Source organism: Rhizobium sp. Leaf306, assembly GCF_001423425.1.
Classification (GTDB): domain Bacteria; phylum Pseudomonadota; class Alphaproteobacteria; order Rhizobiales; family Rhizobiaceae; genus Neorhizobium; species Neorhizobium soli.
Genome location: NZ_LMNX01000002.1, coordinates 323641 through 349594, shown reverse-complemented (window position 1 = coordinate 349594; position 25954 = coordinate 323641). Strand labels below are relative to the sequence as shown.

At 61.7% G+C, this 25954-nt stretch carries 22 protein-coding genes; 11 read left to right on the top strand and 11 right to left on the bottom strand.

The window, feature by feature from the left end; translation table 11 throughout:
* Window positions 1-3 precede the first annotated feature (3 nt).
* Genes ASG19_RS09540 through ASG19_RS09530 form a run of 3 tightly spaced genes read left to right on the top strand, consistent with a single transcriptional unit; the run spans window position 4 to window position 2938 of the window.
* Window positions 4-2070, top strand: coding sequence for a hypothetical protein (locus ASG19_RS09540; protein ID WP_062455692.1), 2067 nt, complete (start codon window positions 4-6; stop codon window positions 2068-2070).
* Window positions 2070-2489, top strand: coding sequence for a GNAT family N-acetyltransferase (locus ASG19_RS09535; protein ID WP_062455689.1), 420 nt, complete (start codon window positions 2070-2072; stop codon window positions 2487-2489). Before ASG19_RS09540 ends, ASG19_RS09535 begins: the two co-directional genes overlap by 1 nt.
* A 35-nt stretch (window positions 2490-2524) precedes the next feature.
* Entirely contained in the window at window positions 2525-2938 is a 414-nt protein-coding gene (locus ASG19_RS09530) for a GNAT family N-acetyltransferase (RefSeq protein ID WP_062455686.1), read from the top strand.
* A gap of 30 nt (window positions 2939-2968) precedes the next feature.
* Here the strand turns inward: ASG19_RS09530 and ASG19_RS09525 are convergent, their stop codons facing one another.
* Complete coding sequence (locus tag ASG19_RS09525) at window positions 2969-3472, bottom strand: N-acetyltransferase (RefSeq protein WP_062455683.1); 504 nt, start codon at window positions 3470-3472, stop codon at window positions 2969-2971.
* A gap of 328 nt (window positions 3473-3800) precedes the next feature.
* On the opposite strand from ASG19_RS09525, the gene ASG19_RS09515 reads away from it, so the two are divergent.
* Window positions 3801-4772 carry a glutathione S-transferase family protein gene (locus ASG19_RS09515; protein WP_062455676.1) on the top strand — a complete coding sequence of 324 codons (972 nt, stop codon included), beginning with the start codon at window positions 3801-3803 and terminating at the stop codon, window positions 4770-4772.
* Between the two features lie 15 nt (window positions 4773-4787).
* On the opposite strand, the gene ASG19_RS09510 is transcribed toward ASG19_RS09515, so the two are convergent.
* The gene (locus ASG19_RS09510) at window positions 4788-5276 is read right to left on the bottom strand and encodes an NUDIX domain-containing protein (RefSeq protein WP_062455673.1); all 489 of its coding nucleotides are present in this window, start codon (window positions 5274-5276) and stop codon (window positions 4788-4790) included.
* 78 nt (window positions 5277-5354) lie between these two features.
* On the opposite strand from ASG19_RS09510, the gene ASG19_RS09505 reads away from it, so the two are divergent.
* The 3 genes from ASG19_RS09505 (at window position 5355) to ASG19_RS09495 (ending at window position 7749) form a co-directional block, all read left to right on the top strand.
* Entirely contained in the window at window positions 5355-6314 is a 960-nt protein-coding gene (locus ASG19_RS09505) for a metallophosphoesterase (RefSeq protein ID WP_062457914.1), read from the top strand.
* A 98-nt stretch (window positions 6315-6412) separates the two neighbouring features.
* The gene (locus ASG19_RS09500) at window positions 6413-6913 is read left to right on the top strand and encodes an RNA polymerase sigma factor (RefSeq protein WP_082476274.1); all 501 of its coding nucleotides are present in this window, start codon (window positions 6413-6415) and stop codon (window positions 6911-6913) included.
* Window positions 6910-7749, top strand: coding sequence for a hypothetical protein (locus tag ASG19_RS09495; RefSeq protein ID WP_062455670.1), 840 nt, complete (start codon window positions 6910-6912; stop codon window positions 7747-7749). Before ASG19_RS09500 ends, ASG19_RS09495 begins: the two co-directional genes overlap by 4 nt.
* Before the next feature lie 362 nt (window positions 7750-8111).
* On the opposite strand, the gene leuA is transcribed toward ASG19_RS09495, so the two are convergent.
* Together leuA and ASG19_RS09485 are read right to left on the bottom strand one after the other, a co-directional pair.
* A complete protein-coding gene (gene leuA, locus ASG19_RS09490) occupies window positions 8112-9839 on the bottom strand; it encodes a 2-isopropylmalate synthase (RefSeq protein WP_062455667.1) in 1728 nt (575 codons plus the stop codon).
* Between the two features lie 365 nt (window positions 9840-10204).
* The gene (locus ASG19_RS09485; RefSeq protein ID WP_062457907.1) at window positions 10205-11392 is read right to left on the bottom strand and encodes a benzoate/H(+) symporter BenE family transporter; all 1188 of its coding nucleotides are present in this window, start codon (window positions 11390-11392) and stop codon (window positions 10205-10207) included.
* Window positions 11393-11633: 241 nt separating this feature from the next.
* Here ASG19_RS09485 and ASG19_RS09480 point away from each other — a divergent pair, with 241 nt between their 5' ends.
* On the top strand, window positions 11634-14333 hold the full coding sequence (locus ASG19_RS09480) for an EAL domain-containing protein (RefSeq protein ID WP_062455664.1): 2700 nt from the start codon (window positions 11634-11636) through the stop codon (window positions 14331-14333).
* Between the two features lie 142 nt (window positions 14334-14475).
* Here ASG19_RS09480 and ASG19_RS09475 read toward each other — a convergent pair whose 3' ends face one another.
* A complete protein-coding gene (locus tag ASG19_RS09475; RefSeq protein WP_062457904.1) occupies window positions 14476-15063 on the bottom strand; it encodes an ATP-dependent Clp protease proteolytic subunit in 588 nt (195 codons plus the stop codon).
* A gap of 216 nt (window positions 15064-15279) precedes the next feature.
* Here ASG19_RS09475 and ASG19_RS09470 point away from each other — a divergent pair, with 216 nt between their 5' ends.
* Together ASG19_RS09470 and ASG19_RS09465 are read left to right on the top strand one after the other, a co-directional pair.
* Window positions 15280-15876, top strand: a complete 597-nt coding sequence (locus tag ASG19_RS09470; protein ID WP_062455661.1) for a HupE/UreJ family protein — start codon at window positions 15280-15282, stop codon at window positions 15874-15876.
* A 160-nt stretch (window positions 15877-16036) separates the two neighbouring features.
* Window positions 16037-16897 (top strand): DUF2076 domain-containing protein, encoded by an 861-nt coding sequence (locus ASG19_RS09465; protein WP_062455658.1) that lies wholly within the window; start codon window positions 16037-16039, stop codon window positions 16895-16897.
* A gap of 77 nt (window positions 16898-16974) precedes the next feature.
* On the opposite strand, the gene queF is transcribed toward ASG19_RS09465, so the two are convergent.
* The 4 genes from queF to ASG19_RS09445 form a co-directional block, all read right to left on the bottom strand.
* The gene (gene queF, locus ASG19_RS09460) at window positions 16975-17439 is read right to left on the bottom strand and encodes a preQ(1) synthase (RefSeq protein ID WP_062455655.1); all 465 of its coding nucleotides are present in this window, start codon (window positions 17437-17439) and stop codon (window positions 16975-16977) included.
* A gap of 1 nt (window position 17440) precedes the next feature.
* The gene (locus ASG19_RS09455) at window positions 17441-18367 is read right to left on the bottom strand and encodes a cation diffusion facilitator family transporter (protein WP_280136603.1); all 927 of its coding nucleotides are present in this window, start codon (window positions 18365-18367) and stop codon (window positions 17441-17443) included.
* A 266-nt stretch (window positions 18368-18633) separates the two neighbouring features.
* The gene (locus ASG19_RS09450) at window positions 18634-19158 is read right to left on the bottom strand and encodes a GNAT family N-acetyltransferase (protein WP_062455653.1); all 525 of its coding nucleotides are present in this window, start codon (window positions 19156-19158) and stop codon (window positions 18634-18636) included.
* The gene (locus ASG19_RS09445; protein WP_062455650.1) at window positions 19158-21347 is read right to left on the bottom strand and encodes an anthranilate synthase; all 2190 of its coding nucleotides are present in this window, start codon (window positions 21345-21347) and stop codon (window positions 19158-19160) included. Before ASG19_RS09445 ends, ASG19_RS09450 begins: the two co-directional genes overlap by 1 nt.
* A gap of 289 nt (window positions 21348-21636) precedes the next feature.
* Between ASG19_RS09445 and ASG19_RS09440 the strand changes: the two genes are divergently transcribed.
* Entirely contained in the window at window positions 21637-22923 is a 1287-nt protein-coding gene (locus ASG19_RS09440) for an extensin family protein (RefSeq protein WP_162238140.1), read from the top strand.
* Between the two features lie 16 nt (window positions 22924-22939).
* Here ASG19_RS09440 and ASG19_RS09435 read toward each other — a convergent pair whose 3' ends face one another.
* Window positions 22940-24088 carry a ceramide glucosyltransferase gene (locus ASG19_RS09435; protein WP_062455643.1) on the bottom strand — a complete coding sequence of 383 codons (1149 nt, stop codon included), beginning with the start codon at window positions 24086-24088 and terminating at the stop codon, window positions 22940-22942.
* 165 nt (window positions 24089-24253) lie between these two features.
* On the bottom strand, window positions 24254-25933 hold the full coding sequence (locus ASG19_RS09430; RefSeq protein ID WP_062455640.1) for a formate--tetrahydrofolate ligase: 1680 nt from the start codon (window positions 25931-25933) through the stop codon (window positions 24254-24256).
* Window positions 25934-25954: the final 21 nt, after the last annotated feature.

The following is a 25954-nucleotide window of genomic DNA, read 5'->3' as shown; positions in this document are numbered from 1 at the left end:
CAGATGACCATCGAATTCGCCCCCTTCTTCTCGTGGCCGATCCTTGCAGCCCTCGGTGCATTGGCCCTCGTCCTTGCTGTGACCGCCCTATTGCGCGGCGTCCGTGGTGCGGTCCTTCGGACGCTGGCGCTTGCCGCCCTGCTGATGGCGCTCGCCAACCCGACGCTCAACCAGGAAGATCGCGAACAGCTCTCCACCATCGTGCCAATCGTCGTCGACCGCTCTCAGAGCCAGGAGACAGCTGGCCGCGAGCAGCAGACCGATCAGGCGCTGGCGGAACTGCGCGACCGCTTCTCCCGCTATCCTCGCATCGAGACGCGCATCGTTGAGGCCGGAGACGATGTAGACAGCGACACACCTTCGACGAAACTGTTCACTGCGCTCCGCTCCGTCATGTCGGACGTGCCGCCGGCCCGCGTCGGCGGTGCCGTGTTTCTCACAGACGGCCAGATCCATGATCTCCCCGGCATTAACCAGGATCTCGGCTTCAACGCGCCCGTCCACGGGCTGATCACCGGGCAGCCAAACGAATTCGATCGCCGCATCGAAGTCCTGCGCGCCCCCCGGTTCGGCATTGTCGGCGAAGAGCAGGAACTGACCCTGCGCGTCTTCGACGACGGTCGCCAGGGCGGCGGTCCCGCCGAAGTCATCGTGCGCATGAACGGCCAGCAGATCGCAACGCTGCAGGCAACGCCGGGCGTCACCACTCCGTTTTCGTTCAACGTCCAGCGCGGCGGCAACAATGTCATGGAGTTCTCGGTTGCCGAGCTCCCCGGAGAAGTAACCACCGCCAACAACCGCGCCGTCCACGTCATCGACGGCATCCGCCAGAACCTGCGCGTGCTGCTTGTCTCGGGCGAACCGCATGCCGGCGAACGCGCCTGGCGTAACCTTCTGAAATCAGACGCGTCCGTCGACCTCGTGCATTTCACCATCCTGCGCCCACCGGAAAAGCAGGACGGCACACCGATCAACGAGTTGTCGCTGATCGCCTTCCCCACCCGCGAACTGTTCGTCGAGAAGATCAAGGATTTCGATCTGATCATCTTCGATCGCTACAAGCATCGCGGCGTGCTGCCGATCCTCTATTACGACTACATCTCCCAGTATGTGCAAAACGGCGGAGCCCTGCTGATCGCGGCAGGCCCCGAACATGCCAGCGAAGATTCGATTGCCGCGACGCCGCTCGAACAGGTCCTGCCGGCCGCACCCACAGGCGAAGTCCACAATGCCGGCTTCTTCCCGCATCTGTCGGAAGTCGGCACCAAGCACCCGGTAACCCGCGGTCTTGAAGGCTCCAACCAGACGCCGCCCGCCTGGGGACGCTGGTTCCGCACCATCGATGTCGATCCGCCGCAGGGTCAGACGGTAATGGAAGGTGATGGCGATCGCCCTCTCCTCGTCCTCAACCGTCAGGGCGAAGGCCGCGTCGCCATGCTCCTGTCGGATCAGGGCTGGCTCTGGGCCCGCGGCTTTGAAGGCGGCGGCCCGCATGTGGCGCTCTATCGCCGCATCGCCCATTGGCTGATGAAGGAACCCGAACTGGAGGAAGAGGCGCTGACCGCCCGCTCCGTCGGCCGCACACTCGCCGCCACCCGCCAGACGATCGGCGACGATCCCGGTCCCGCCACCATCCGCTACCCATCCGGCCGCACCGAAACCGTGCAGATGACGCCGGCCGGCCCCGGCGAATACCGGTATGAAAGCCGCATGGATGAAACCGGCCTGTTCGAGGTGAGAAACGGCGACTTCCAGACCCTTGTTCATGTCGGCGCGGTCGACTCGCCCGAGTTCAAGGCAATGATCTCGACCGAGGCAACCTTGCGGCCCTATGCCGACAAGACCCGCGGCCTCGTGACCCGCGTCGCCTCGGGCGATGGCGTCACCATTCCCGACATCCTCCCCGTTCGCGGCGAAGTTCGTGTCAGTGATCCCAACCGCATGGTTATCCGCATGACCGACGAGACGGTGCTGCGCGGCATCAACACGCTGCCGCTGTTTGCAGGCTTTGCCGGCCTGTCGGTGCTGCTGTTCGCAATGGCCGCGATGTGGTGGCGCGAGGGTCGCTGATGGACCACGAGCTTTATCTCACCGACGCGCCGAGCTCAGACGATCTTGCAATCGTCAGCAGCGGCCTCACAGCCTTCAACGAAGGCGAAGTCGGCCCCTCCGACCGGAAACTGCTCGCCGTGCTGATCCGCGACGAGAGCGGCACGGTCATCGGCGGCCTCTCGGGCTACACATCCTGGGGCTGGCTCTTCACCCAGCTTCTGTTCATTCCCGAAAGCCTGCGCGGCAAGGGGATGGCAGCAAAGCTTCTGACCGAGGCCGAAAATGAAGCGCGCACCCGCGGCTGCAAGGGCGCCTGGATCGATACGTTCAACCCGCTCGCCCTCAAGGCCTACAAGAGCCACGGCTACCAAGTGTTTGGCGAGATTCCGAATTTCGTCGAAACAAGAACCCGCACCTTCCTTCAAAAAGCGCTTTAGTCTATCCATCTCGGCCGCAAGTCGGGAGATTGGATATGCATCTGGAAATCGTCGAAGGCATCTCGCAGCAGGATGAAGACATCATCCTCGACAAGCTGAAAGCCTTCAATATCGAATGCTTCGGCGCGAGCGACCGCCGCGAACTGGCAATCCCGCTACGTGATACGGCCGGCGATATCGCAGGCGGCCTCGTCGGCTATACCGGCCGCGGCTGGCTTTACATCTCGATGCTGTTCATTCCGGAATTGATGCGCGCCAAGGGTCTCGCCACGCGGCTGCTCACGATGGCTGAAGCGGAGGCGGTCAAGCGCGGCTGTATCGGCGCCTATATCGATACGATGAACCCGGCCGCACTCGCGCTCTATCTGCAGCTCGGCTACCACCCGATCGGCAAGCTCGAAGGCCTCGCCGGCGGACATGATGTAACGTGGCTGGAAAAACGATTCTAGATCAAGGGCTTGGCGCGAAGTCCTGACGGATCACAGCTCCCGCCAGCCGATCACGCCCTTCAGCCCGTCATGCACACCGTCCTTGAGCGGCACGACCAGCACCCGCCCCGGATCGACCGGTCCCGGAAAATCGAGCGCATCATAGGCCACTTTCTCGAAGCCGAGCGGCATATAATAGGGCGGATCGCCGATCAGGATCACGGCTTCCGACCCATGCCGGCGCGCGGCATCGATGGCGATCCGCACCAGTTCGCGGCCAATCCCGAGGTTCTTGTGCGACGGCCGCACTGCCAGCGGGCCCAGCATATGGCCCTTCACGCTTCCCGCCAGAACCGGCGTCATCCGCACCGAAGCGATCGTCTCGCCATCGTCAGCGCAGACAAACGAGATCGACCGGTCATGCGGCCCCTGCTCGCGAATGCGGGACGCGGCGCGCACATGCCGACCGGGGCCGAACGCTTCCTCGTTGATCACCTCGATGATGTCATCGTGAGACGCATCCTCGGTCAGATAGACGAGGTCGTGTTTCGCCATGGACTTGGCGGTGTTTTCGGACGAAGAATTCTGGGATGTTGAGGATTGCGACGCAACAAGATGCAGGGACATGGAGAACCGAAGCCGTAAGGAGAGAGCAGACAGGACGAGCGATATCGCGACGCGTTTTCAGGCGTCGTGGTCGATCTTCAGCGTCGTCGCAGTGTCCGCACTTCGGTCATTCTCTGATGTTCCCGAACAATCGTGACAAGCGAGCTATCAGAAAATTTTCCACCCGTCCAATCCAAAAACGCAGCGTTTACAAAATCGCACCTCGTCATTGTCAGGCTTTGTCGTATCTAACAGAAAGACAACCAAGGAGATTGCAATGGGCATGCTGGTAGACGGTAAGTGGCACGACGTCTGGTACGACACCAAGGCCAGCAAGGGTCATTTCAAGCGCTCCGAATCACAGTTCCGCAACTGGGTGACAGCTGACGGGTCCACCGGACCGTCAGGCACCTCCGGCTTCAAGGCCGAGGCCGGACGCTATCATCTCTATGTATCGCTCGCCTGCCCCTGGGCGCACCGGACGCTGATTTTCCGCAACCTCAAGAAGCTGCAGGATCTGATCTCGGTCTCCGTCGTCGATTACCTGATGCTGGAAAACGGCTGGGAATTCCGCAAACGCGACGGCGCAACCGGCGACGACCTGTTCGGCTCCGACTATCTCTACCAGGTCTATCTGAAAGCCGATCCCACCTATTCCGGCCGCGTCACGGTTCCGGTCCTTTGGGACAAGCAGCAGAACACGATTGTCTCGAACGAAAGCGCCGAAATCATCCGCATGATGAACAGCGCCTTCGACGGCATCACCGGCTCCGACCTCGATTTCTACCCTGAAGATCTGCGCACTGAGATCGACGCGATCAACGCGGTCATCTACGACACCGTCAACAACGGCGTCTACAAGGCGGGCTTTGCCACCACCCAGGACGCCTATGAAGAGGCCGTCTCAAAGCTTTTCGAAACGCTCGACAGTCTCGAGACCCGTCTCTCGAAAAGCCGCTACCTGCTCGGAGACAAGCTGACCGAAGCCGACTGGCGGCTGTTCACCACACTCATCCGCTTCGATCCGGTCTATGTCGGCCACTTCAAATGCAACATCCGCCGCATCGCCGACTACCCGAACCTGTCAGCCTATCTACGCGATCTCTACCAGCACGAGGGCGTGGCCGAGACCTGCAATCTCCTCCACATCAAGCACCACTACTACGAGAGCCACAAAACCATAAACCCGACCGGCATCGTCCCGACAGGACCAGAGCTCGATCTCGACGCACCGCATGGGCGGGGGTAGGAAAGCGGGTAACTCTCACCAGTACTCCCCCTTCTCGATCTTTCCCGAAAGCTCCTGCAATCGGCGCGCTGTTGCCTGGGTGACCTCAGGCGGTAGCGCGTCGAGCGCAAAGAAGCCGCTTTCCGCAATTTCGTAATCCGCGGTGCGCGGCGCCTTCTGGTTGACGTTGACCTTGTAGAACAGCACGTGGTCGCGCTTCGATGCGTTGCGGTTCAGGTAGACGTGGAAAAGCTCCGGCACTCCCAGGACTTCCAGATTGCCCTCTTCCCGCAGTTCCTTGTGCAGCGCCTGAAGCGCGGTTTCGCCGCGTTCCATTCCGCCGCCGGGCATATACCATCCGGGAACATAGGTGTGGCGCACCAGGAAAATCCGGCCTTCGTCATCGAAACAGGCGGCCCGGACACCCATCGTCATGCCGCGGGTGACGATGAACGCCTTGTGCATCAGCCAGACGAGAATGCGGGCGCGGCCGCCAGTAACTTCGGGAATGCCCTGCTCAACCATTCAGGCGTTCCACTTCATAACTTCGGGAGCGGCGATAAATTCGGTACCAATTGCTCTCTCATGCGTTATGTCTTCGCCATGTTCAAGTTCGCGCATATTTCCGATATCCACCTGGGGCCCCTTCCGCGGCTGACGATGCGCGAGCTTCTGTCAAAACGCATCACCGGTTTCGTCAACTGGCACCGCACCCGCCGAAAGCATCTTCTCGTCAACACGCTGGATCTGCTGTTGAGCGACATGAAGGACCGAGAGCCGGACCAGTTGCTCATCACAGGCGATCTGGTCAATTTGGCGACAAAGATCGAAACCCGGCTGGCCCGCGAATGGCTCGATACGATCGGCGAACCCGCCGATACGACCGTCGTGCCGGGCAATCACGACGCCTATGTGCCGGGCGCTCACGACAAGTCGGTTGCCGCTTGGTATCCCTTCGTGAAAAGCGACGACGATCCGGGCGAATGGCCGAAGGACGATCACATCTTCCCGACCTACCGGGAGCGTGGCCCGATCGCCATCATCGGCTGCTCCACATCCAACGCGACGCCGCCGTTTTCCGCATCCGGCTATTTCAGCCCGCGCCAGGCGCGCGAAACAGTGAACCTTCTTAAGAAAGCCGGCGAACGTGGCCTGTTCCGCGTGGTAATGATTCACCACCCGCCGATCCACGGCGCGGCGTCATCGCACAAGCGTATGATCGGCATCCGTCGATTTGCTGCGGCCATCTCGACCGGCGGCGCCGAACTGGTGTTGCACGGCCATACGCATCTTAACACCGTCTACGAACTCAAGACCCATAACCGGCCCGTGCCGGTCGTCGGTATCGCGTCCGCCTCGCAGGGTCCGGGCGGCCACAAGCCACCTGCTTCCTACAACTTGTTTTCGCTGTCGGGCAAACCCGGCAACTGGAACCTGGTTTGTGAACGCTATGGGCTGACGCAGGCAGGCGACGGCATTGCGCTGGACAGCAGCCACGTCTTTTATGGCGATCAACCGATGCCTATGCCGGCGATCCAGCCCGAAACCGTCGAAATCTTGTAGATTAATTGCGTCGCCTGTTGCAAATGCATCACATTCGATTCATAGCTTAACGAGATGGCCGTAATCATAACGCATAGCCCCGTTAAGCTTGTTTCCGCATGAACAATCCGACCCAGACCATGGACATTCGCCGTGACCTCGTAGCCTTGCTGCCGAGGCTTCGTCGTTTCGCGTTGACGCTTGCGGGCACCGCCGAGGATGCCGACAGGCTGGTGCGCGAAGTCTGTTCGCGTGCGATCCAGAAAAGCCATCACTGGAAGGGCGAAGGCCGCATCGAAAGCTGGCTGTTCAGCCTGATGCGCACCGCTTGGTCCGACGAGATCAAGAAGCGCCGCAAGACCCAGCCGTCCTCCACCCCGAAGGCACAGGGCGTCGTATCTTCTGCCGAGATTTCCACAATGGCCACATCGGACCAGATCCTTCTGTCCCTGCCCTCAGGCCTCGCCAGTGTCTTCCTTCTCGTGGACGTCGAGGCATTCGCCTATGGCGAGGCGGCTGCTATACTCGGCATTCCGGAACAGGCCTTCGCCGAACGCCTGTGTTCTGCACGGCTCAGACTGTCGGAAATCGCGCCGGAAGCATCGGAGCGCCGCGCATGAAAGCCAGTGCTTCCTCGTCCGCGCTCGAACAGCGCATTTCGGCCTTCCTGGATGGCGAAGCCAACGAACACGAACGGCAGGAGATCGAAGCGCTTCTGGTCAACGAGCCGCAGGCGCGGGCCCTGCATGACAACCTGAAACGCGGCACGGATTACGGCCGGCGCGTCTTCGACGATGCCATGAAGGAACCATTGCCGCTCGAACTCGTCCGCACCATCAAGAACGCACCGCTGCCGCGCCGCGCGATCAGGCTGCCTGATGACAAAAAGCGCCAGTCACTCTCGTTCAAGCCAAGCAGAACGCAGGCGCTTGTCGCATGCATTCTCAGTCTCTGCCTCGGCGGCGGCATCGGCTATGCGCTCGGCACGCAGCCGGGATCGACCCGTCTCGGCGGCTCGGAAGTGCAGCTCGATTCGCGGGACTGGCTTGACGACGTCGTCGCCCATTACCGGCTCTACACCCGCTTGCCCGATCGTCTGGTGGAAATCGGTGCCGACAGGCCCGGCGATATCCTCGCATGGCTGACCACAGGCACCGGCATCGCCTTTCGCATTCCGGACCTGTCGCAAAGCGGGCTCACCTTCGCCGGCGCACGGCTTTTCACCGCCGACAACCGCCCCTCGGGCCTCCTCCTCTACCGCCGCGGCGATGAAGGAGAGATCATCGCGATCACCTTCTCCAAGACCCGTCCGGACACCAACAAACCGGTCGAGGACATCCGCGCCGATACAGGCCTTGTGTCCTGGAGCACGCCGCTCGCGACCTACGTCGTCGTCGGCCCCTCCTCCGCCGCCGATCTCGACGAAATCGCCGCCAAGGCCGCGGGACTGATCTGACTGCGACGCGCGATCAGGTCCACCTGATCCCAGCAAAAAGCCGCATCGGCTGCGATGCGGCTCAGGATCCTGACAGACACTGAAGAAGCTTGTTTGGCGAGAGCGATAACCCACCCTCCGTCATCCTCGCCCTTGTGGCGGGGATCCAGCGACCCGACGTCTGTCGGGTCAAAAGACTCTCTCAGCTCAAGGACTTGAGCTGACTGGGTCCCCGCCACAAGGGCGAGGATGAGGGGAGTTTGATCGAACGGCTCAGTTTCTCCAGTGAACTGCGGAGTTGTTAGATAACACCCTTGTCTGCAGTCCAAGCCGCATCGGCTAGCGATGCGGCTTGTGTCTTCTCATACCCTACAGGCCCCGGCTTACTGGCCGCGTTCTTCCAACACCCGGTTCGCCGCCGACACGATCGCATCGAGCGATGCCGTCACGATGTTGTTGTTGATGCCGGCGCCAAACAGCTTGCCACCCGGATGCTCGACCTCGACATAGGCGATCGCCGAGGCGTTCGAGCCATGCTGCAGCGAGTGTTCCGAATACTCGTTCACCGACAACTCGATCCCGAGATAGGCCGACAGCGCATTGATGAACCCGTCGATCGGGCCCGTGCCGCGGCCTTCGATCGTCTTCGTCTCGCCACCATCGGTGATCTCGGCGGAAACGACGCGGATGCCCTTGTGCTCCATCCCGGCCGGGAAGGTCTGGTGATCGACGAATTTCAGTCGTGCTGAAGGTTGGTCCACATAGCGCTCGATAAAGCGCTCATGGATGCGCTTGGAAGCGACTTCCTTGCCTTCCTCGTCGGTAATCCGCTGGATGTCCTCGCGGAACTCCACCTGCAGATTGCGCGGCAGGTTGATGCCGTAATCCTGCTGCAGGATATAGGCGATGCCGCCCTTGCCCGATTGCGAGTTGATGCGGATGATAGCCTCGTAGGACCGGCCGACGTCGCGCGGGTCGATCGGGAGGTAAGGCACTTCCCACACCGGATGGTTGGCCGTCTTGATCGCCTTCATGCCCTTGTTGATCGCATCCTGGTGCGAGCCGGAAAACGCCGTATAGACCAGTTCGCCGACGTAAGGATGGCGCTCGGGAATGACCATTTCGTTCGAATATTCGTAGACGTCCTTGATGCGCTCGATATCGGTGCAGTCCAGCCCCGGATCGACCCCTTGCGTGTACATGTTGAGCGCCAGCGTCACCACGTCGACATTGCCGGTGCGCTCGCCATTGCCAAACAGCGTGCCTTCGACGCGGTCGGCGCCGGCCATCAGCGCCAGCTCCGTCGCCGCAATCCCGGTGCCACGGTCGTTGTGTGGATGCAGCGAGATGATAACGTTTTCTCTAGAGTCGATATTACGGCACATCCATTCGATCTGGTCGGCATAGATGTTCGGTGTCGCCATCTCGACGGTCGAGGGCAGGTTGAGGATCAGCTTGTTGTCAGCAGTCGGCTTTACGACCTCGATGACTGCGTTGCAGATCTCCAACGCCACTTCCAGCTCGGTGCCGGTGAAGCTTTCCGGCGAATATTCGAACCGGTAATCGCCGCCGGCCTTGGCAGCCATGTCGGTGATCATCTTCGCCGCGTCGACGGCGATCTGTTTGATACCGCGGACATCCTTGCCGAACACCACACGGCGCTGCAGTTCCGATGTCGAGTTGTAGAAGTGGATGATCGGATGCTTGGCGCCTTCCAGCGATTCGAACGTGCGGGTGATCAGTTCCGGCCGGCACTGAACCAGCACCTGCATCGACACATCGTCGGGAACGCCACCCTCTTCGATGCACCAGCGGGCAAAGTCGAAATCGGTCTGCGAAGCCGACGGGAAACCGATCTCGATTTCCTTGAAGCCCATATCCAAGAGCAGCTTGAACATGCGGGCCTTGCGGTCGTGGCCCATCGGGTTGACCAGCGACTGGTTGCCGTCACGCAGGTCCACCGAGCACCAGATCGGCGCCTTGTCGATCACCTTCGACGGCCAGGTCCGGTCGGGAATGTTGATGGCGGGATAGGCACGGTATTTCACCGCCGCGTCGGCCATACCCTTAGCCTTGTTGGCAGTAGTCACGTTGGAATTCTTGGCGTCCATGGTCTTCAAGTCCTCGTCCTATCCATCCGCCGCGCGCCGCACTTTTGGGGCCTGCTTGGTGAGGATGGCGACCTCTTAAGGTCTGTCTCAGCTATATCGGTAAATCTTGCGAGGAGCTCTTACGCCGGCGGGCTTTCGGCCGCCGGGCGCTCCTCAACGGACCCGGCAACCGAGTGTAAGGTCGAGGCTAAGAAGCGAGAGAGGCGCGAAAACCGTCGCCCCGGCAGCGAAGCTGCGGGTCGGCAAACGGTCGGACATGATCGCACCTGTCATGGTCATGGGAGAATCTATAGCGGGCGGGCAGAGAACGTGCAAGTGCACTTTCGAACGGCATTTGATGTTGCAACGACGGCCGCGGTTCCCTTTCAAGGCAATCTTTCGCGTCTGAGAGCCTTCTGCAAACCCATCATCACGCCACCGGCCAGCAGACCCCAGAACGCCCCCGAGATCCCGGCGAAGGCGATTCCGGAAGCGGTGACCATAAAGGTGATGGCTGCAGCCTCGCGGGTAGCGGGATTGTGGTAGGCGGCGTATGCCGCGTTCGAGAACGCGCCGATCAGCCCGAGCCCGGCGACGGCCTGCAACAGGATCGGCGGCGCGAGCGATACGAAGGCAATAATGCCGCCGGCCACCAGCCCCAGCGCCGCGTAGCTGAAGCCGCCGATGATCGCCGCTACGTAACGCCGGGCGGGATCCGGATGAGCGTCGGTACTGGCACACATCGCCGCCGTGATCGCCGCCATGTTGACCGGCACGCCGCCAAAAACGCCGACAAGCGAGGACAGGGCGCCGGTTGCCACGAACATCGGTCCGGGATGCGGCTCGTATCCGTGCGCCTTGAGGATCGCGATGCCGGGAATATTCTGCGACGCCATGGTGACGATAAACAGTGGCACCGCCACGGAAATCGCGCCGTGCCAGGTAAACACCGGCTCGACGAACACGAATTGCGGATGGATCGCAGCGCCGATCTGGCTCAGCGTATCTGCCGGCAGGTCGACGCCGAAGATCAGCACCAGCATCATCGCCGCAAGCGAGGCCGGCACGGCCAGAAGCCGCCAGCGCGACACGACGACCGCCCAGGTCAGCACGATCGGCAGTCCCAGCATCGGGTCGAACGCCACCGCCTTCACGGGAGCAAGACACAGGCCGAGCAGGATACCGGCCAGCATCGCATTGGCAAGCGGCCCCGGGATCATTCGGATCGCGCGCCCGAGCGGCTGGAACAGGCCCGACAGCATGATCAGCCCGCCACAGATGACGAAGGCGCCGACGGCTGCGGGAAATCCGCCCTCGATCATCCCGATCCCCGAGAGAAGAGCGGCACCAGGCGTCGACCATGCAATGCTGATCGGCATCTTGAGAGCCGCCGAGAAACTCACGGCAAGGATGCCGAGCGCCAGGGAAAGCGCCAGGAGCGCGGAGGCGACCTGATCGCTATTGGCGCCCATTGCCTGCAAACCCTGGATAATCACGGCAAACGAGCTGACGAAACCGACAAACGCGGTCAGCATCCCCATCGTCAGGGCGGAAAAAGAGAAGTCTTTGAACATGATGAGAACCCGACGCGGTGAAGGGTGCATGGAGCACGACCCGCCGCCGCGAGACAAGCCCAAGAGATGACCAGGCCGACTGATTTTTTCCGATTTTCAGTCATGTATAAAGGGCCGGATTTCTCAAAAATATTGGAGTGGAGACCAGTATTTCGGCTCGACGACCCGTCCGGCGCCGTTCCATCTCAGACTAAATTAAGCCTTGTCTGAAATGTTGGCGGGAGACCTGTTGGAACATTGCATGCTCTTCTCTTCCTCCATGATAAAGCCCGGCCGAAGCCGGGAACGGCGATTCTACCGGTTCGGCTGGTATCTGCCCGCCTTCATTATGGTCGCCGCGGTCATTTTCGGAATTGTCCGGGCCGATCTGGAAGAGCGCGCCCAATACATGGCGCAGCAGCGGCTCGTCGCGTCGGAACAACTGGCGCGCGTGTCCTCAAGCCTCGAAACCAATATTCGCGGCAACGTCAATCTGGTCCAGGGTCTCGTTGCCGCGATCGCTGCAAACCCATCCATCACGCAAACGCAGTTTGCGGCGCTCTCCGAGCGAGTTTTCGCTGTTCCCTCGCAGCTGAAGAACGTCGCCGTGGCGCCCGATCTTGTGATCCGGTACGTCTACCCTTACGACCAGAACAAGCAGCTTGTCGGACGAGATTACACGGCCGACCCCAAACGGTCAGTGTCCGTCATGGAGGCGATCAAGCGCCGGTCCACCACGATCGCCGGACCTGTCGAACTCGCTCAGGGCGGACTGGGACTGCTGGCCCGCTACCCGGTTTTCTCGCAAGCCAACGGACATTTCTGGGGCATCGTCTCGAGCGTGATCGACGTGGAGCGCCTGTTCCGCGACATCGACCTCGATACCGAACGGCAACCCCTCAGCATCGCGATCTCCAGGCGGCCGGCACCGGTTGCGAAGGACGTCTTTACCGGTGACCCGGCGATCTTCTCCGCCGACGCGGTTCGTGCCCGCATCGAGCTCGGATACGACACCTGGTACCTCGCAGCGGTCCCGAAAGCCGGCTGGAACACGACCCCGCCGGATATCGGTTGGCTTTATGCCTACGCGACGCTGATCGCACTCTGTATCGTCGCCCCGATGATCTGGGTGGGGATCTTGATGAGGCAGCGCAATCGCCACATCGTCGATCTGCAACACCGGGAGGAGCAGTTCGAGACCATTCACCACCGGTTGACGCTGGCACTCGAAGCGTCGCAGATCGGCGTCTGGGAATACGAGGGCGCCACAGACCGCCTTTTCTGGGACGAGCGGCTCAAGGACCTCTATTCTGCGCCTCCGGGCAAGGACATCCTCACCTACGAGGACTGGCGTTCGACTGTCCATCCGGATGATATCGAGACGGCTGAAAATCGACTGAACGAGGTCATCGGTGCCACCGAGCCCTATATTACCCAGTTCCGGATTGTCCGACCTTCAGGCGAGATCCGTCACATCCGCGCGCATGGCAAGGCCTACAAAACGTCGGGAGGCGTCGAACGCGTCGTTGGCGCCAATTGGGATGTCACTGATGACGTCAATCTGCAGATCGAACTGCGGGAGGAGCGCGCCCGCGCGGAAGAACAGAACGAGCGGTTGCGCGCGACACGCCGCACGTTGCAGCACCAGTCTTTGCACGACGCCCTGACCGGCCTTCCCAACCGGCGCTTTCTTGACCAGTTCATGGAAGCCTCGAACGCGACGACGCACAGTCACCGCCTGGCCTTTATCCATTTCGATCTCGACCGCTTCAAGGAAGTCAACGACACGCTCGGCCACGCGGCCGGCGACGAGGTCCTGCGCCAGACGACGGCCCGGCTCCTGGAACTGATCGGCCATGACGAATTCGTCTCGCGGATCGGCGGCGACGAATTCGTGGTCGTCACCAGCGGCCCGGCCCCGGAAGAGCGAGCAAAACATCTCGGCCGCTCGATCGTCAAGGCGATCGCCAAACCGATGACGATCGACGGCCAGGAATGCCATGTCGGCTGCAGCGCCGGCATCGCCATGCAGACGCTTGCGTTCGAAGAACCGCGCCAGTTGCTGATCAATGCCGACGTCGCACTGTACGAGGCCAAGAAACGCGGCCGTAACCGTGCCGAGGTGTTTTCCGAGTCCCTGCTTCTGACGGCGATCCAGGTAAAACGCACGTCCGACGAGCTTCTCGCGGCAATCGAGAACGATCAGATCGTTCCCTTCTTCCAGCCGCAGTTCGATGCCGTCACCCTGGATATCGTCGGTGTCGAGGCGCTGGCCCGCTGGGTCCACCCGACCCGCGGCCTGCTCGCGCCCGAAGCGTTTCTCGATATCGCTGAAGGTCTTCATCGCTCCGGTGAAATCGACGCGCTCATTCTCGAAAAAGCGCTGTTCCAGGCCACCCGCTGGCGTGCCCGCGGGCTTGCCGTCCCAAGGGTCTCTGTCAATGTCTCAGCCCAGCGCCTGAAGGACGAAAACCTTTTGGAGCAGCTGTCGCACCTGTCGTTTGCGCCGGGCAGCATTGCATTCGAACTTCTGGAATCGATCTCGTTTGAAGGAAACGACCGCGGCCTGCGCAAGATCATCGGCACGCTGAAGGATTTGGGTATCGATATCGAGTTGGATGATTTCGGCTCCGGACACGCTTCGATCGTCAGTCTGCTGGAACTCGGCCCCAAGCGGCTGAAGATCGACCGGCAGCTGATTTCGCCGCTTCAGGCGTCGGGTCCCCAGCACCGGCTTGTGGCTTCGATCATCGAGATCGGCCGTTCGCAAGGGATCGAGATCGTCGCCGAGGGCGTCGAAACGGAAGCCCATATGGATATCCTGCGTGGCCTCGGTTGCCAGGTGCTGCAAGGTTATGCCTTCGCGGAGCCGATGTCGCCCGATGCGTTCATGGATTTTGCCGCCCACTGGCAGCAGGGCCGCGTCCCGGCAACCGCCGTACCCACCCGCAAGCTCGCCTGATATCGCGCGGTGGTCGAAAGGGTTCCGGTCATCCGGACCTGTCGGCCCCTACCCGCGCCTGAAACAATTGCCCTCAAACGCAAAAATCCCCCGCCGGCCTGAAGCCGACGAGGGATTTTTATTTGTCAGAACGGCGTCTGGATCAGATTTCGCTCTGCGACGTCACGATCTTGGATGCGAGACCATAGGCCACGGCTTCCTGTGCCGACAGCCAGTAGTCGCGGTCCGTATCGGCTGCGATCTTTTCGATCGGCTGGCCGGTTGCTTCTGCCATGATCTTGTTCAGGCGTTCGTTCATCTTGATGATTTCACGGGCCTGGATCTCGATGTCGGAGACCATGCCGCGCGTACCGCCGGATGGTTGATGAAGCAGGAAGCGGGTGTTCGGCAGCGCGATGCGGCGTTCCTTCGGAACCGACACATAGATCAGGGCGCCTGCAGAAGCGACCCAGCCCGTGCCGATCATCCAGACCTTCGGCTTGATGAACTTGACCATATCATGAATCGAATCGCCCGACTCGACATGGCCGCCCGGGGAATTCACGTAGATGCGGATGTCTTCGTCGCTGGCTGCGGCAAGTGCCACGAGCTGCGTGTTGACCTTCTGCGCCAGTTCCTGGGTGATCGCTCCGTAGATGAAGATCGAACGCGACTTGAAAAGATTCGCCTCCGTTTCCTTACCGAGCGGCAGTTCCTTCGTCTTGTCTTCTGTGTCGTCTTCGTCGTTCAGCACGGTCAAAGTCTCCTGCATGAAATTCATATACGGGACATAATGTGTTCGCGGTCACAAAACAATGCACCCCGGCCTGAACATGGCAAGCTTCCAACGACTAAGGTGAATGACGTAGTCCGCATCGCCGGATCGTTACAATTGGCAATGGACGCGGTGACTGCTCTTGCCTATCGTTTTACGCTTCACGCATCATGTATTTCATCGGGGATCAAAATGTTGACCAGACCTTTCCAAACCGCCCTGAAGCATATTTCGCTCGCAACGGGCGCAGTCGTCGTTGCTGCCGCTCCCGCCTTTGCCCATCTCGATCCTGAAGCACATGGCTCGTTCATGGCCGGCATTTCGCATCCGATCTTCGGCCTCGACCACGTGCTTGCCATGCTCGCCGTCGGCCTCTGGGCAGCACAGATCGGCGGCAAGGCCATCTGGTCCGTGCCTGCCGCATTCGTCGGCACCATGGCGCTCGGCTTCGTGCTCGCGGTCTCCGGTCTCGATCTGCCTTTCGTTGAACCGGCGATCCTCGCCTCGGTCATCGCACTCGGTCTTCTGGTCGCTACCGCCGTCAAGCTTCCGACAGCCGCCTGCGCTGCAATCGTCGGCGTTTTTGCGCTGTTCCACGGCCATGCCCATGGCGGCGAACTCGGCAGCGCCGGTGCGCTTCAGTTCGGCCTCGGCTTTGTCATCGCGACAGCTCTTCTTCACGCAGCCGGCATCGCGCTCGGCCTCGGTATCGCGCGCTTTGCGCCAGCTGTAACCCGCATCCTCGGCGCAGCAACCGCAGTGCTCGGCCTGACGCTCGCATTCGGCTGATATTACAACAAGATAGGCTGCGCCGCCTGAATCATAGTGTCAGGCGGCGCATGTTCTACATGAACAAGATTTAACCCGGCAGCGGGTTTGAAATCCCGAAAATGCCGACTAACTCCTTGTCAGATGACGGCCGCTTGGGACGTCCACAAGGAGTGAGACCATGTCACCGGAAGAACGCCAGCTTCTGACCGCATTGTTCGATCGCGTGAAAACAGCCTCGACCACCCCGCGCGACCGTGACGCGGAGACATTGATCGATGACGCGACCCGCCAGCAGCCGTATGCCGCCTATTACCTCGCCCAGGCGGTGATCGTTCAGGAAAAGGGCCTTGAGGCTGCCTCCGCCCGCATCCGCGAACTCGAAGAACAGGTCAAGCAGCTTCAGGCCGGCGAAAGCGACACCAGGCGCGACGAACAAGGCGGCGGTTTTCTGAGCTCGATCTTCGGCTCCGGTCAGGCGCCTCGCCCTCCGGCACCGCAAATGCCGTCCCAACAGGCCGGCCAGCAGCCATCCGGCCCCTGGGGTGCGCGACCGGGATATCAGCAGCCTCAGCCATACCGCGGCAACGACGACGGCTATCGCCCATCGGCCCCGTCAGGTCCCTGGTCATCACAGATGCAGGGGGCACAAGGCTATCAGCAGGGTCAGGCACCATCTGCTGGCGGCGGTTTTTTGCGCGGCGCACTTGGCACGGCCGCCGGCGTGGCGGGCGGCATGCTGCTTGCCAATTCGCTTTCGGGCCTGTTCGGCAACCACATGTCAGGCCTCGGCTTGGGCAATCCCGCAGCCGAAGCCAATCCGTTCACAGGCGGCCCGACCGAGGAAACCGTCATCAACAACACCTATATCGGCGACGACGCAATCCGTGAGGCATCCAATACGGACGCAGATAACGGCAACGACGTAACACCCGATCCCGGTGGCAATGACGGCGGCTGGCAACAGGCCGATTTCGGCAACGACGATCAGTCCGACTTCGGCGGCGGCGATTTCGGCGGCGACGACAACATGAATGTCTGAGGCGGAATGGCCCTCTCCCCGAACGGGTTGAGTGTCGCAATCAGCCCGGTGCGTGCCGGGCTAATTGCCAATAAATCTTACCCACGTCCCCGATAGGTCGCCACGCCCTGATCCGGCAACCACACGCCCTTCGGCGCTTCGCCGGTCTGCCAGAACACGTCGATCGGAATGCCGCCGCGCGGATACCAATAAGCGCCGATCCGCAACCATTTCGGATTGAGCAGGTCAACGATCCGCTTACCGATATAGACCGAGCAGTCCTCGTGAAAGGCGCCGTGGTTGCGGAACGCATGCAGGAACAGCTTCAGCGACTTTGATTCGACCAGAAACCCGTCGGGAATATAGTCGATCACGATATGGGCAAAATCCGGCTGGCCGGTCATCGGGCAAAGTGAGGTGAATTCGGGTGCGGTAAAGCGCACCACGTAATCCGTGCCCTGGTTGCCGTTCGGCACCTTTTCCAGAACCGCCGTCTCGGGGCTCGTTGGGGCCTCGACCTGATTGCCGAGCTGCGACAGTCCGCTGACATCCGTCATCGTCATTTCATATTCCCTTCAGATTCGCATGGCTTTCAATGGCGACACGCTTGCCATGCGCGTGTTCGCTTTCCGGCTCCACATGGATGGCCAGGGTGGCACCGGGAATAGCCTCCTTGATCGCATCTTCCAAGCGGTCGCAGATTTCGTGAGCTTCGCCGACCGACATTCGCGATGGCACCACCAGGTGGAAATCGATAAACGCAGCCGATCCCGCCCGTCGCGTCTTCAGATCGTGCACATCGAGAACCCCGTCGCAATGGGCGGTGATCGCCGCACGCACCGCCGCCTCCTCCTCCGGCTGCAGCGCCTTGTCCATCAGCCCGCCCAGCGAGTGGGTGATGACCTTGTAACCCTGCCAGAGAATGTTGAAGGCGACGAAGATCGCAAGCAGCGGATCAAGGATCAGGTAACCCGTCAGAACCGCGAGCACCAGACCGACGAATACGCCGGCCGACGTCACCACATCCGACATGATGTGCTGGCCGTCTGCCAGAAGCGCCGGAGACCGGTGCGACCGTCCGACCCTGATCAGCACGGTCGCCCAGACCGCGTTAATTCCGCCTGCCGTAGCGTTGATGGCAAGCCCGAGCCATGGCGTTTCCGGCATGCTCGGGGCGCCCAGAGCGCCCCAGGCTTCCTGAATGATCAGGATCGCCGCCAGCACGATCAACGCGCCTTCCGCCACGGCGGATATGTATTCCGCCTTGTGATGGCCGAAGTGGTGGTCATCGTCTGCCGGCCGCTGAGCATAGCGGATGACGAAATAGGCAATGAATGCCGCCGCCACGTTGACCAGTGATTCCAGACCGTCCGACAGCAGCGCCACCGAGCCGGTTACCCACCACGCAGCAAGTTTGAGGAACAGCACGCCGATCGAGATCGGGATGCCCCACATCGCCAGTCTCTCGACCTTTTTGTCGTCCTTTGCCACTCTGTCCATATCGCCCATACCCGTCTTCACTAATCGTCCTCCTGCATCTGCAAGCGATTTGCAGGAAGCTATGCCCAAAACGACGAAACCGCCGCGGCGAGAGCGTCTCGCAGCGGCGGTTTCGAATAATGGCCGGCTGTATGGCGCAAGCCTCGCGGTTTGTCAAAGCCGGTCTTGCGCGTCCAGTCGCCGGGTATGCTCGTCGTCAGACGTTATCAACAACGGGGCATCGTCGCAGGCGGGCATCGGGCGTCAGAGACCAGGCGTCAGGTAAAGATTAGCGCCATCCGCACGCTGTCCAGGTAGCATCCGTCGATCTTCAACGCATCGCGCGCCACGCCCTCCACCTGAAATCCCACCTTCCGGTAAAGCGCGATCGCCCGGTGATTGTCCGCATGCACGTCGAGTTCGACGCGGTGAATGCCGGACCGGTTGGCGGCCTCGACCGCGTTAACGATCAGCCGACGGCCTAGGCCTCTATCGCGAAACCCGGGAATGATGCCCATGCCGAGCAGGCCGCGATGAGCATGCACATCGCGCTCCAGCCTTCGGATATCGCACCAGCCGACGACCTCACCGTCAGCGACCGCGACGATGTGCGGATTGCCAGCAGCCACGCTCTCGCGCACGAAATCCCGCATCTCGTCGATCGGCGGGGCACGCAGAAACACCATGTAGCGCCGCTCCCGGCAGACGATATCGAGCGCCTTGTGAAAGCCCTCGATATGCTCGTCCGTGAGCTGTTCGATGGTGACGCCGTCAGCGCCACCCACCGTGTCGGCATCGTCCATCAGGCCGCCTTCGTTGCGCGCTTTCTCGAAAGGTTTGCCACCACGTTCTCGATCATCCGCATGCCGGCATCGCCGCCCAGCGTCATGATCGATTCCGGGTGGAACTGCACCGCGGCGATCGGCTCGCTGGCGTGTTCGATCCCCATGATCGTGCCATCCTCGCTTTCGGCGGTGATGATGAAATCGGAGGGCAGCGTCGATGGATCGGCAAAGATCGAGTGATAGCGCCCGACCGTCACATCCTTCGCCAGCCCCGAAAACACGATGCCCGGCTCCAGAACCCGGATGCGCGACGGCTTACCGTGCATCGGCAGCGCCAGCTGCCGCAACTCGCCGCCATAGGCTTCGGCCAGCGCCTGCAGGCCAAGACACACGCCGAAGATCGGCAGGTCCTTTGCCCGCGCCGCCTTGATCGTCGCCTTGCAGTCGAAATCCTTCGGATTGCCCGGCCCCGGCGACAGGACGACGAGATCCGGATCGATCCGGTTAAACACCTCTTCCGGCACCGGCGAGCGAACGGTCGAGACCGTCGCCCCCGTCTGGCGGAAGTAGTTGGCAAGCGTGTGGACGAAACTGTCTTCGTGGTCGACCAGCAGGATCTTCACCCCCTGGCCCACCTTGGCGACGTCACGCGAAGCCTTGGCCGTGTTGCCGGCGCGCGCATCGCGGATCGCCGAAATCATCGCCGATGCCTTCAGCTCGGTCTCGGCCTCTTCCTCATGCGGATCCGAATCGTTGAGCAGCGTCGCACCGGCACGCACTTCGGCAATGCCGTCCTTGACGCGGATGGTGCGCAGCGTCAGCCCCGTATTCATGTCGCCGTTGAAGCCGACCATGCCGATCGCGCCGCCATACCAGGCGCGCGGGCTCTTTTCGTTGGCCTCGACAAACCGCATCGCCCACAGTTTCGGCGCACCGGTCACGGTCACCGCCCAGGCGTGGCTCAGGAAGCCGTCGAACGCATCCATATCCGGACGCAGCCGTCCCTCGATATGGTCGACCGTGTGGATGAGACGCGAATACATCTCGATCTGACGGCGGCCGATCACCTTGACCGAACCCGGCTCGCAGACGCGCGACTTGTCGTTACGATCGACGTCGGAGCACATGGTGAGCTCGGATTCGTCCTTCTTGGAATTGAGCAGCTTGAGGATCTGTTCCGAGTCGGAAATCGCATCCTCGCCACGCTTGATCGTGCCTGAAATCGGGCAGGTCTCGATGCGACGGCCAGACACCCGCACGAACATTTCCGGCGATGCGCCGATCAGGTATTCCTGGTTGCCTAGATTGATGAAAAACGAATAGGGCGATGGGTTGATCGCCTTCAGCCGGTTGGAAATCTGCGACGGATTGCTGTCGCAGCGCTCCATGAATTTTTGGCCCGGAACCACTTCGAACAGATCGCCGCGGCGAAAGCTTTCCTTGGCGCGGGTAACGAGGCTCGCATATTCCCCCGGCTTGTGGTCGCCCTTCGGCGGCGTCACCGTGGTGCGCAGGAACGGCTCGGGCGCGATATCCTGCGCCTTGCCTTCCGTCGTCACGCCGTCCTTGGCAAAGTCGTAGCGGTCGACCCAGGCCTTTGCCGCATGGTGGTCGACGACCAGAATTTCGTCGGGGAGATAGAGAACCATGTCGCGCTGGTCTTCCGGACGCTGCATCGAAAGCTTGATCGCATCGAACTGGAACGCAAGATCGTAGCCGAAAGCCCCGAACAGACCGATCGCCGAATCCGCATCCGAATGGAAGAGATCGACGACGGCTCTCAGCGCGGTAAACACCGTCGGCATCTTCGAGCGCTCTTCCTCGGTAAACACGCGGGACGGCTGGTGGACGGTCAGATCCAGACGGCGGTCGGTGCGCTCGCCGAGCGTCAGGTCGGAAATCGTCGCAAGCTTGTCGGTGATAAACGACAGAAGCACTTCGCCACGACCGTTATAGGCCTCGATCCACATCGCCCGGCCGTTGCAGGTAATGCCGAGTGGCGGATCGGCAATCGCCGTATCCCAGCGGGTATAGCGCCCCGGATATTCGTAGTTCGAGGAAAACACCGCGCCGCGGCGCTCGTCCAGCCGGTCGACATAAGACGAGATTGCGGTTGCATATTCGGCCGGCCTGCGGGCTCGGCTGACGCTTACTCCCCCCCTGGTTTCGTAGGTCTCGGACCCGTCGTCGTGAATGATCGTCGCCATGTCTGCCTCTAAAATCCCTGTTGATCTGCCCGGGTTTTGAGAAGCGGCCAACAAAAAAGCCGCCTCGGTAATCGGGCGGCTTGTTCATAGTCTTGTCGATGGACATGACTGGTCAAGGCCGCGTCAGCGTGCCCACCACCAGTTACCGTTGTTGCTCATCGAAATCATCATGGAGCGAATTGTTAGCGCGGCTCCGGCAAACGCGCAAGTGGATTTATTTGGCCACAATGCGACCAAAACAGGGTCATCCGCGTTGCGTCTCCGAAACATGGGAAAGGACGACCGAAGGATGAAGCATACTCTATGCCTTCTCGCTTTAAGCACTTCGCTGGCAATGAGCGCACCGCTGACACTGGGTGCTGCCCCTCTGCCTGTCCGCCCGGCGCCGCAAGGCTCGGTGACGAACATTATTGAAATCAATATTATCGACCAGTTCATGCGCGATGCCGGCCGCACGCGCAAACAGTCGTCGCGGAAATCCTCGTCCGGCAAGAACCAGTCGACCCGCCCGTCACAGGGTTCCCAGAACCTCAGCCGCGCCGCGATCCCGGCCGCACCTGCCCTCGCAATCGTTCCGCTTCCCATGGCAAAGCCGGGCGCTGAACCCGTGCCCGAGACAACCGCGGCAACGGCCGCAGCCGCAGCTACTCCTGAGGTCGCCGCAAAGCCCGCCGAAGCACCTGCCGAGAAGCCGCCCGAAACCACTGCGGAGAAGCCGGCAGAACGCACCGCAGAGCCACCCGTCCCGGCTCCCGAACAGACCCAGAGCCCCGAACAGACCGCTAAAGCTCCGGAAGAAACCATCCCGACCCCCACTCCCAAGCCGGAAGAACCCGCAGAACAAAAGCCCGCTGCAGCGAGCAACGACGGCAAAGCTGATCCTGCCAAACCTGACGCCGCTAAGCCAGACGACAAGGCACCGCAGGACAAGGCCGCTGATGACAAAACTCCGGCCGACAAGCCTGCTGACGACAAGCAGGAACAGGCCGAGACCCCGCCTCCTCCGCCTCTCGTCGAGGAAGACGCCGAAGAACTCAAGGCCTGCCTTGCAGACCTCGGTGCCATCGGCGCCAAGTTCGAATCCGTCAAACCGATCGACGACGGCAATGGCTGCGGCATCAAGCAGCCGATCGAGGTGGCGCAGGTTCTGCCCGGCGTCGATCTCGGCGGCGCCACCATGCGCTGCAAGACGGCACTGACCATGGCCCACTGGTTGAAGGATACGGTCCAGCCCGCGCTCAACATCGCCATGCCGGGCCGCAAGATTACCGGTCTTGTCCCGGGCTCCACCTACCAGTGCCGCCTGAGAAACAGCGCCTCGACCGGCAAGATCTCCGAGCACGGTCGCGGTAACGCCTTCGATGTCGCCGCCTTCAAGCTCGACAACGGCGAGAAGGTCGTGATGAAGCGCCGCGAGGACGATCATACGCTGGAGGGTGCATTCCAGAAGACCGCCACTGCCGGCGCCTGCCTGCATTTCACCACGGTCCTCGCACCCGGCAGCGATGCTGCGCACGAGGATCACCTTCATCTCGACATCATCGACAGGGATGGTGGCTACCGCATCTGCGAGTAGTCGTTGAGTGCCACTGTCAGGCCGGCGAGGAGCCGGTCAGCTGGCTTTCCTGGGTGCCGATCGTCATGGCATTGCCGCGCCATTCGAACGATCCGGAAAGCCAGCTTCTGATCCAGATCGCCGGCAGCATCACGTCGCGCATCATCATTGCCGGCAGCGACAGGATCGACAGCCGCCAGCCCTTGGCCCTCGCAAGGGCCAGTTCCGGCAGGTAGGTTGCCGCAAACACGGTCGCAGCAACCGCTGCCGAATTGAGATCCAGCAGGACGGCTGCGATCAGCCCAAGCGTCAGAGGCGGCAGCGCCCCGAGCAGGATCTCCGGGGTGAAGAACAGGGGAAACGTCACCCGCCGCAGCCGGGCCCAGCGCGTCTGGCGCGACCAGATTTCCTCCAGCCCCCGGCGCCCGAGCGGCTGCTCGAACGGCGCCGACACCAGATGCACTTTCTTGCCATGCCGGTTGACGAGCTTGGTCGACGCCGCGTCCTCGGCAATCTCGGCCGCCAGCGCCTGGATGCCGCCGGCCGCATCCAGAAACGGCTTGTGCCACAGCATGCTCTTGCCCTGCGCAAAGCCGAGCCCCAGCGCCTCGCCGACATATTGCCAGCGCGCCTGCAGCGTATTCAGGAACGCGCATTCCACTTCCGCCCAGAACCCGTCCGGCCGCGATCCGATCGGTGTCGAACAGACGAGCCCGGTATCGGCCCGCCATCCGGAGACGAGGTTCTGGATATAGTCCTTGGGCATCAGCACGTTGGAATCGGCAAGCACCACCCATTCGTGGCGCGCCGCATGCCAGCCCTTGGCGCAGTTGTTGAGCTTCGGATTGGCGCTGATCCGGTCGTCGCCGATCAGCAGCCGCGCCGGCACCGCGGGATGCGCGGCGATTGCGGCACGGATTTCCCCGATGATCGGATCGCCCTCGTCCTGCACGCAGAAGATCAGCTCGTAATCGGGCCATTCGAGCTTGAATGCATGCGCAAGCGTCAGGCTGGAATAGGCCTCGATGCCGCGCACCGGAATGACGATCGAGACACCGTCCGGCGTGATCACCGCCGGCGTGTCGCTCGCCTTGTCCCGATGCGAAAGTCGCCGGCCGGCGATAGCGATGCTGAAGAGATTGATCGCCAGAAGGGCCATGGCGAGTGTCGCAAGAACAAGATCCATCCTGATGTTCCCGATGGCCGGCCCCGAATCGTCGGGTCACCGCCAGTGCCTGAAGAGTAAGGACAAACAGACCATTTCGGTGTGACAGACGCATGACGTTGCCCCTCACCCGCGAAGGCGAGAGGCAAGGACGATCAGGAGAAAACCCGCTGAGAACTATAAGGCCTAGAACAACCCTTCGATCAGCCCATCGGCGTTCAGATGGATCCGCTCGGCCGAAGGCGCGCTTGGAAGGCCCGGCATGGTCATGATCTCGCCGGTGATCGCCACGATAAAGCCGGCGCCGGCAGACAGCCGCACTTCGCGCACATGCACCACATGACCTTCCGGAGCACCGCGCAGGTTGGGGTCGGTGGAGAACGAATACTGCGTCTTGGCGATGCAGACCGGCAGATGGCCGTAACCAGCACTTTCCCAGGCCTTCAGCTGATCGCGCACCGGCTTTTCCGCCGTCACCTCGCCGGCATGATAGATCTTGGTGGCGACCGCCTCGATCTTCTCCATCAGCGGCATGTCGTCAGGATAGATCGGCTTGAAGTTGGCGGCACCGCTTGTCGCCAGTTCCACCACCTTGTAGGACAGTTCCTCGATGCCGGCCGAGCCCTCGGCCCAGTGGCGGCAGAGGATCGCCTCGGCGCCGTGATGCGAGACGTAGTCCTTGATCGCCGCCACTTCCGCATCGGTATCCGAGATGAAGTGGTTGATCGCGACCACGACCGGCACGCCGAACTTGCGCACATTTGCGATGTGGCGCCCAAGGTTCGAGCAGCCGCGCGTCAGCGCCTCGACATTCTCGCCTCCCAGATCGTCCTTCTTCACGCCGCCGTTCATCTTCAGCGCCCGGATGGTCGCGACGATCACGGCCGCATCGGGCTTCAGCCCTGCCTTGCGGCACTTGATGTCGAAGAACTTTTCGGCCCCCAGATCCGCTCCGAAACCCGCTTCGGTCACCACATAGTCGCCAAGCTTCAGCGCCGTCTTCGTCGCGATCACGGAGTTGCAGCCATGGGCGATGTTGGCGAACGGCCCGCCATGCACCAGCGCCGGATTGTTTTCCAGCGTCTGCACCAGGTTCGGCTGCATCGCGTCCTTCAGAAGCACCGCCATCGCCTTGTCGGCCTTGATGTCGCGGGCATAGACCGGCGAGCGGTCGAACCGGTAGCCGATGACGATATCGCCGAGCCGCTTTTCGAGGTCGGCCAGATCCTGCGCCAGACAGAGGATCGCCATCACTTCGGATGCGACGGTAATGTCGAAGCCGCTTTCGCGCGCAAACCCGTTCGACACGCCGCCAAGCGAGGTCACGGTCTGGCGCAGCGCCCGGTCGTTCATGTCCATCACCCGCCGCCAGGTGATGCGGCGCGTGTCGATGTCGAGCGCGTTGCCCCAGTAGACATGGTTGTCGATCATCGCCGACAGGAGATTGTGCGCAGAGGTAATGGCGTGGAAGTCGCCGGTGAAGTGCAGGTTGATGTCTTCCATCGGCACGACCTGCGCATAGCCGCCGCCGGCCGCCCCGCCCTTGACGCCGAAGCAGGGCCCAAGCGACGGCTCGCGCACGCAGATGACGGCCTTCTTGCCGATCCGGTTCAGCCCGTCGCCAAGCCCGACCGTGGTCGTCGTCTTGCCCTCGCCCGCCGGCGTCGGATTGATCGCCGTCACGAGGATCAGCTTGCCATCGGGGCGGCCCTGGAGCGAGCCGATGAAATCGGCCCCGATCTTCGCCTTGTCATGGCCGTAGGGCACCAACGCCTCGGGAGAGATGCCAAGCGCCGCGCCAATGTCCGCGATCGGTTTCTTTTTTGCCGCGCGGGCGATCTCGATGTCGGATGGAACGGGGGCCATGCTTGTCTCTCGCTTGTTGGT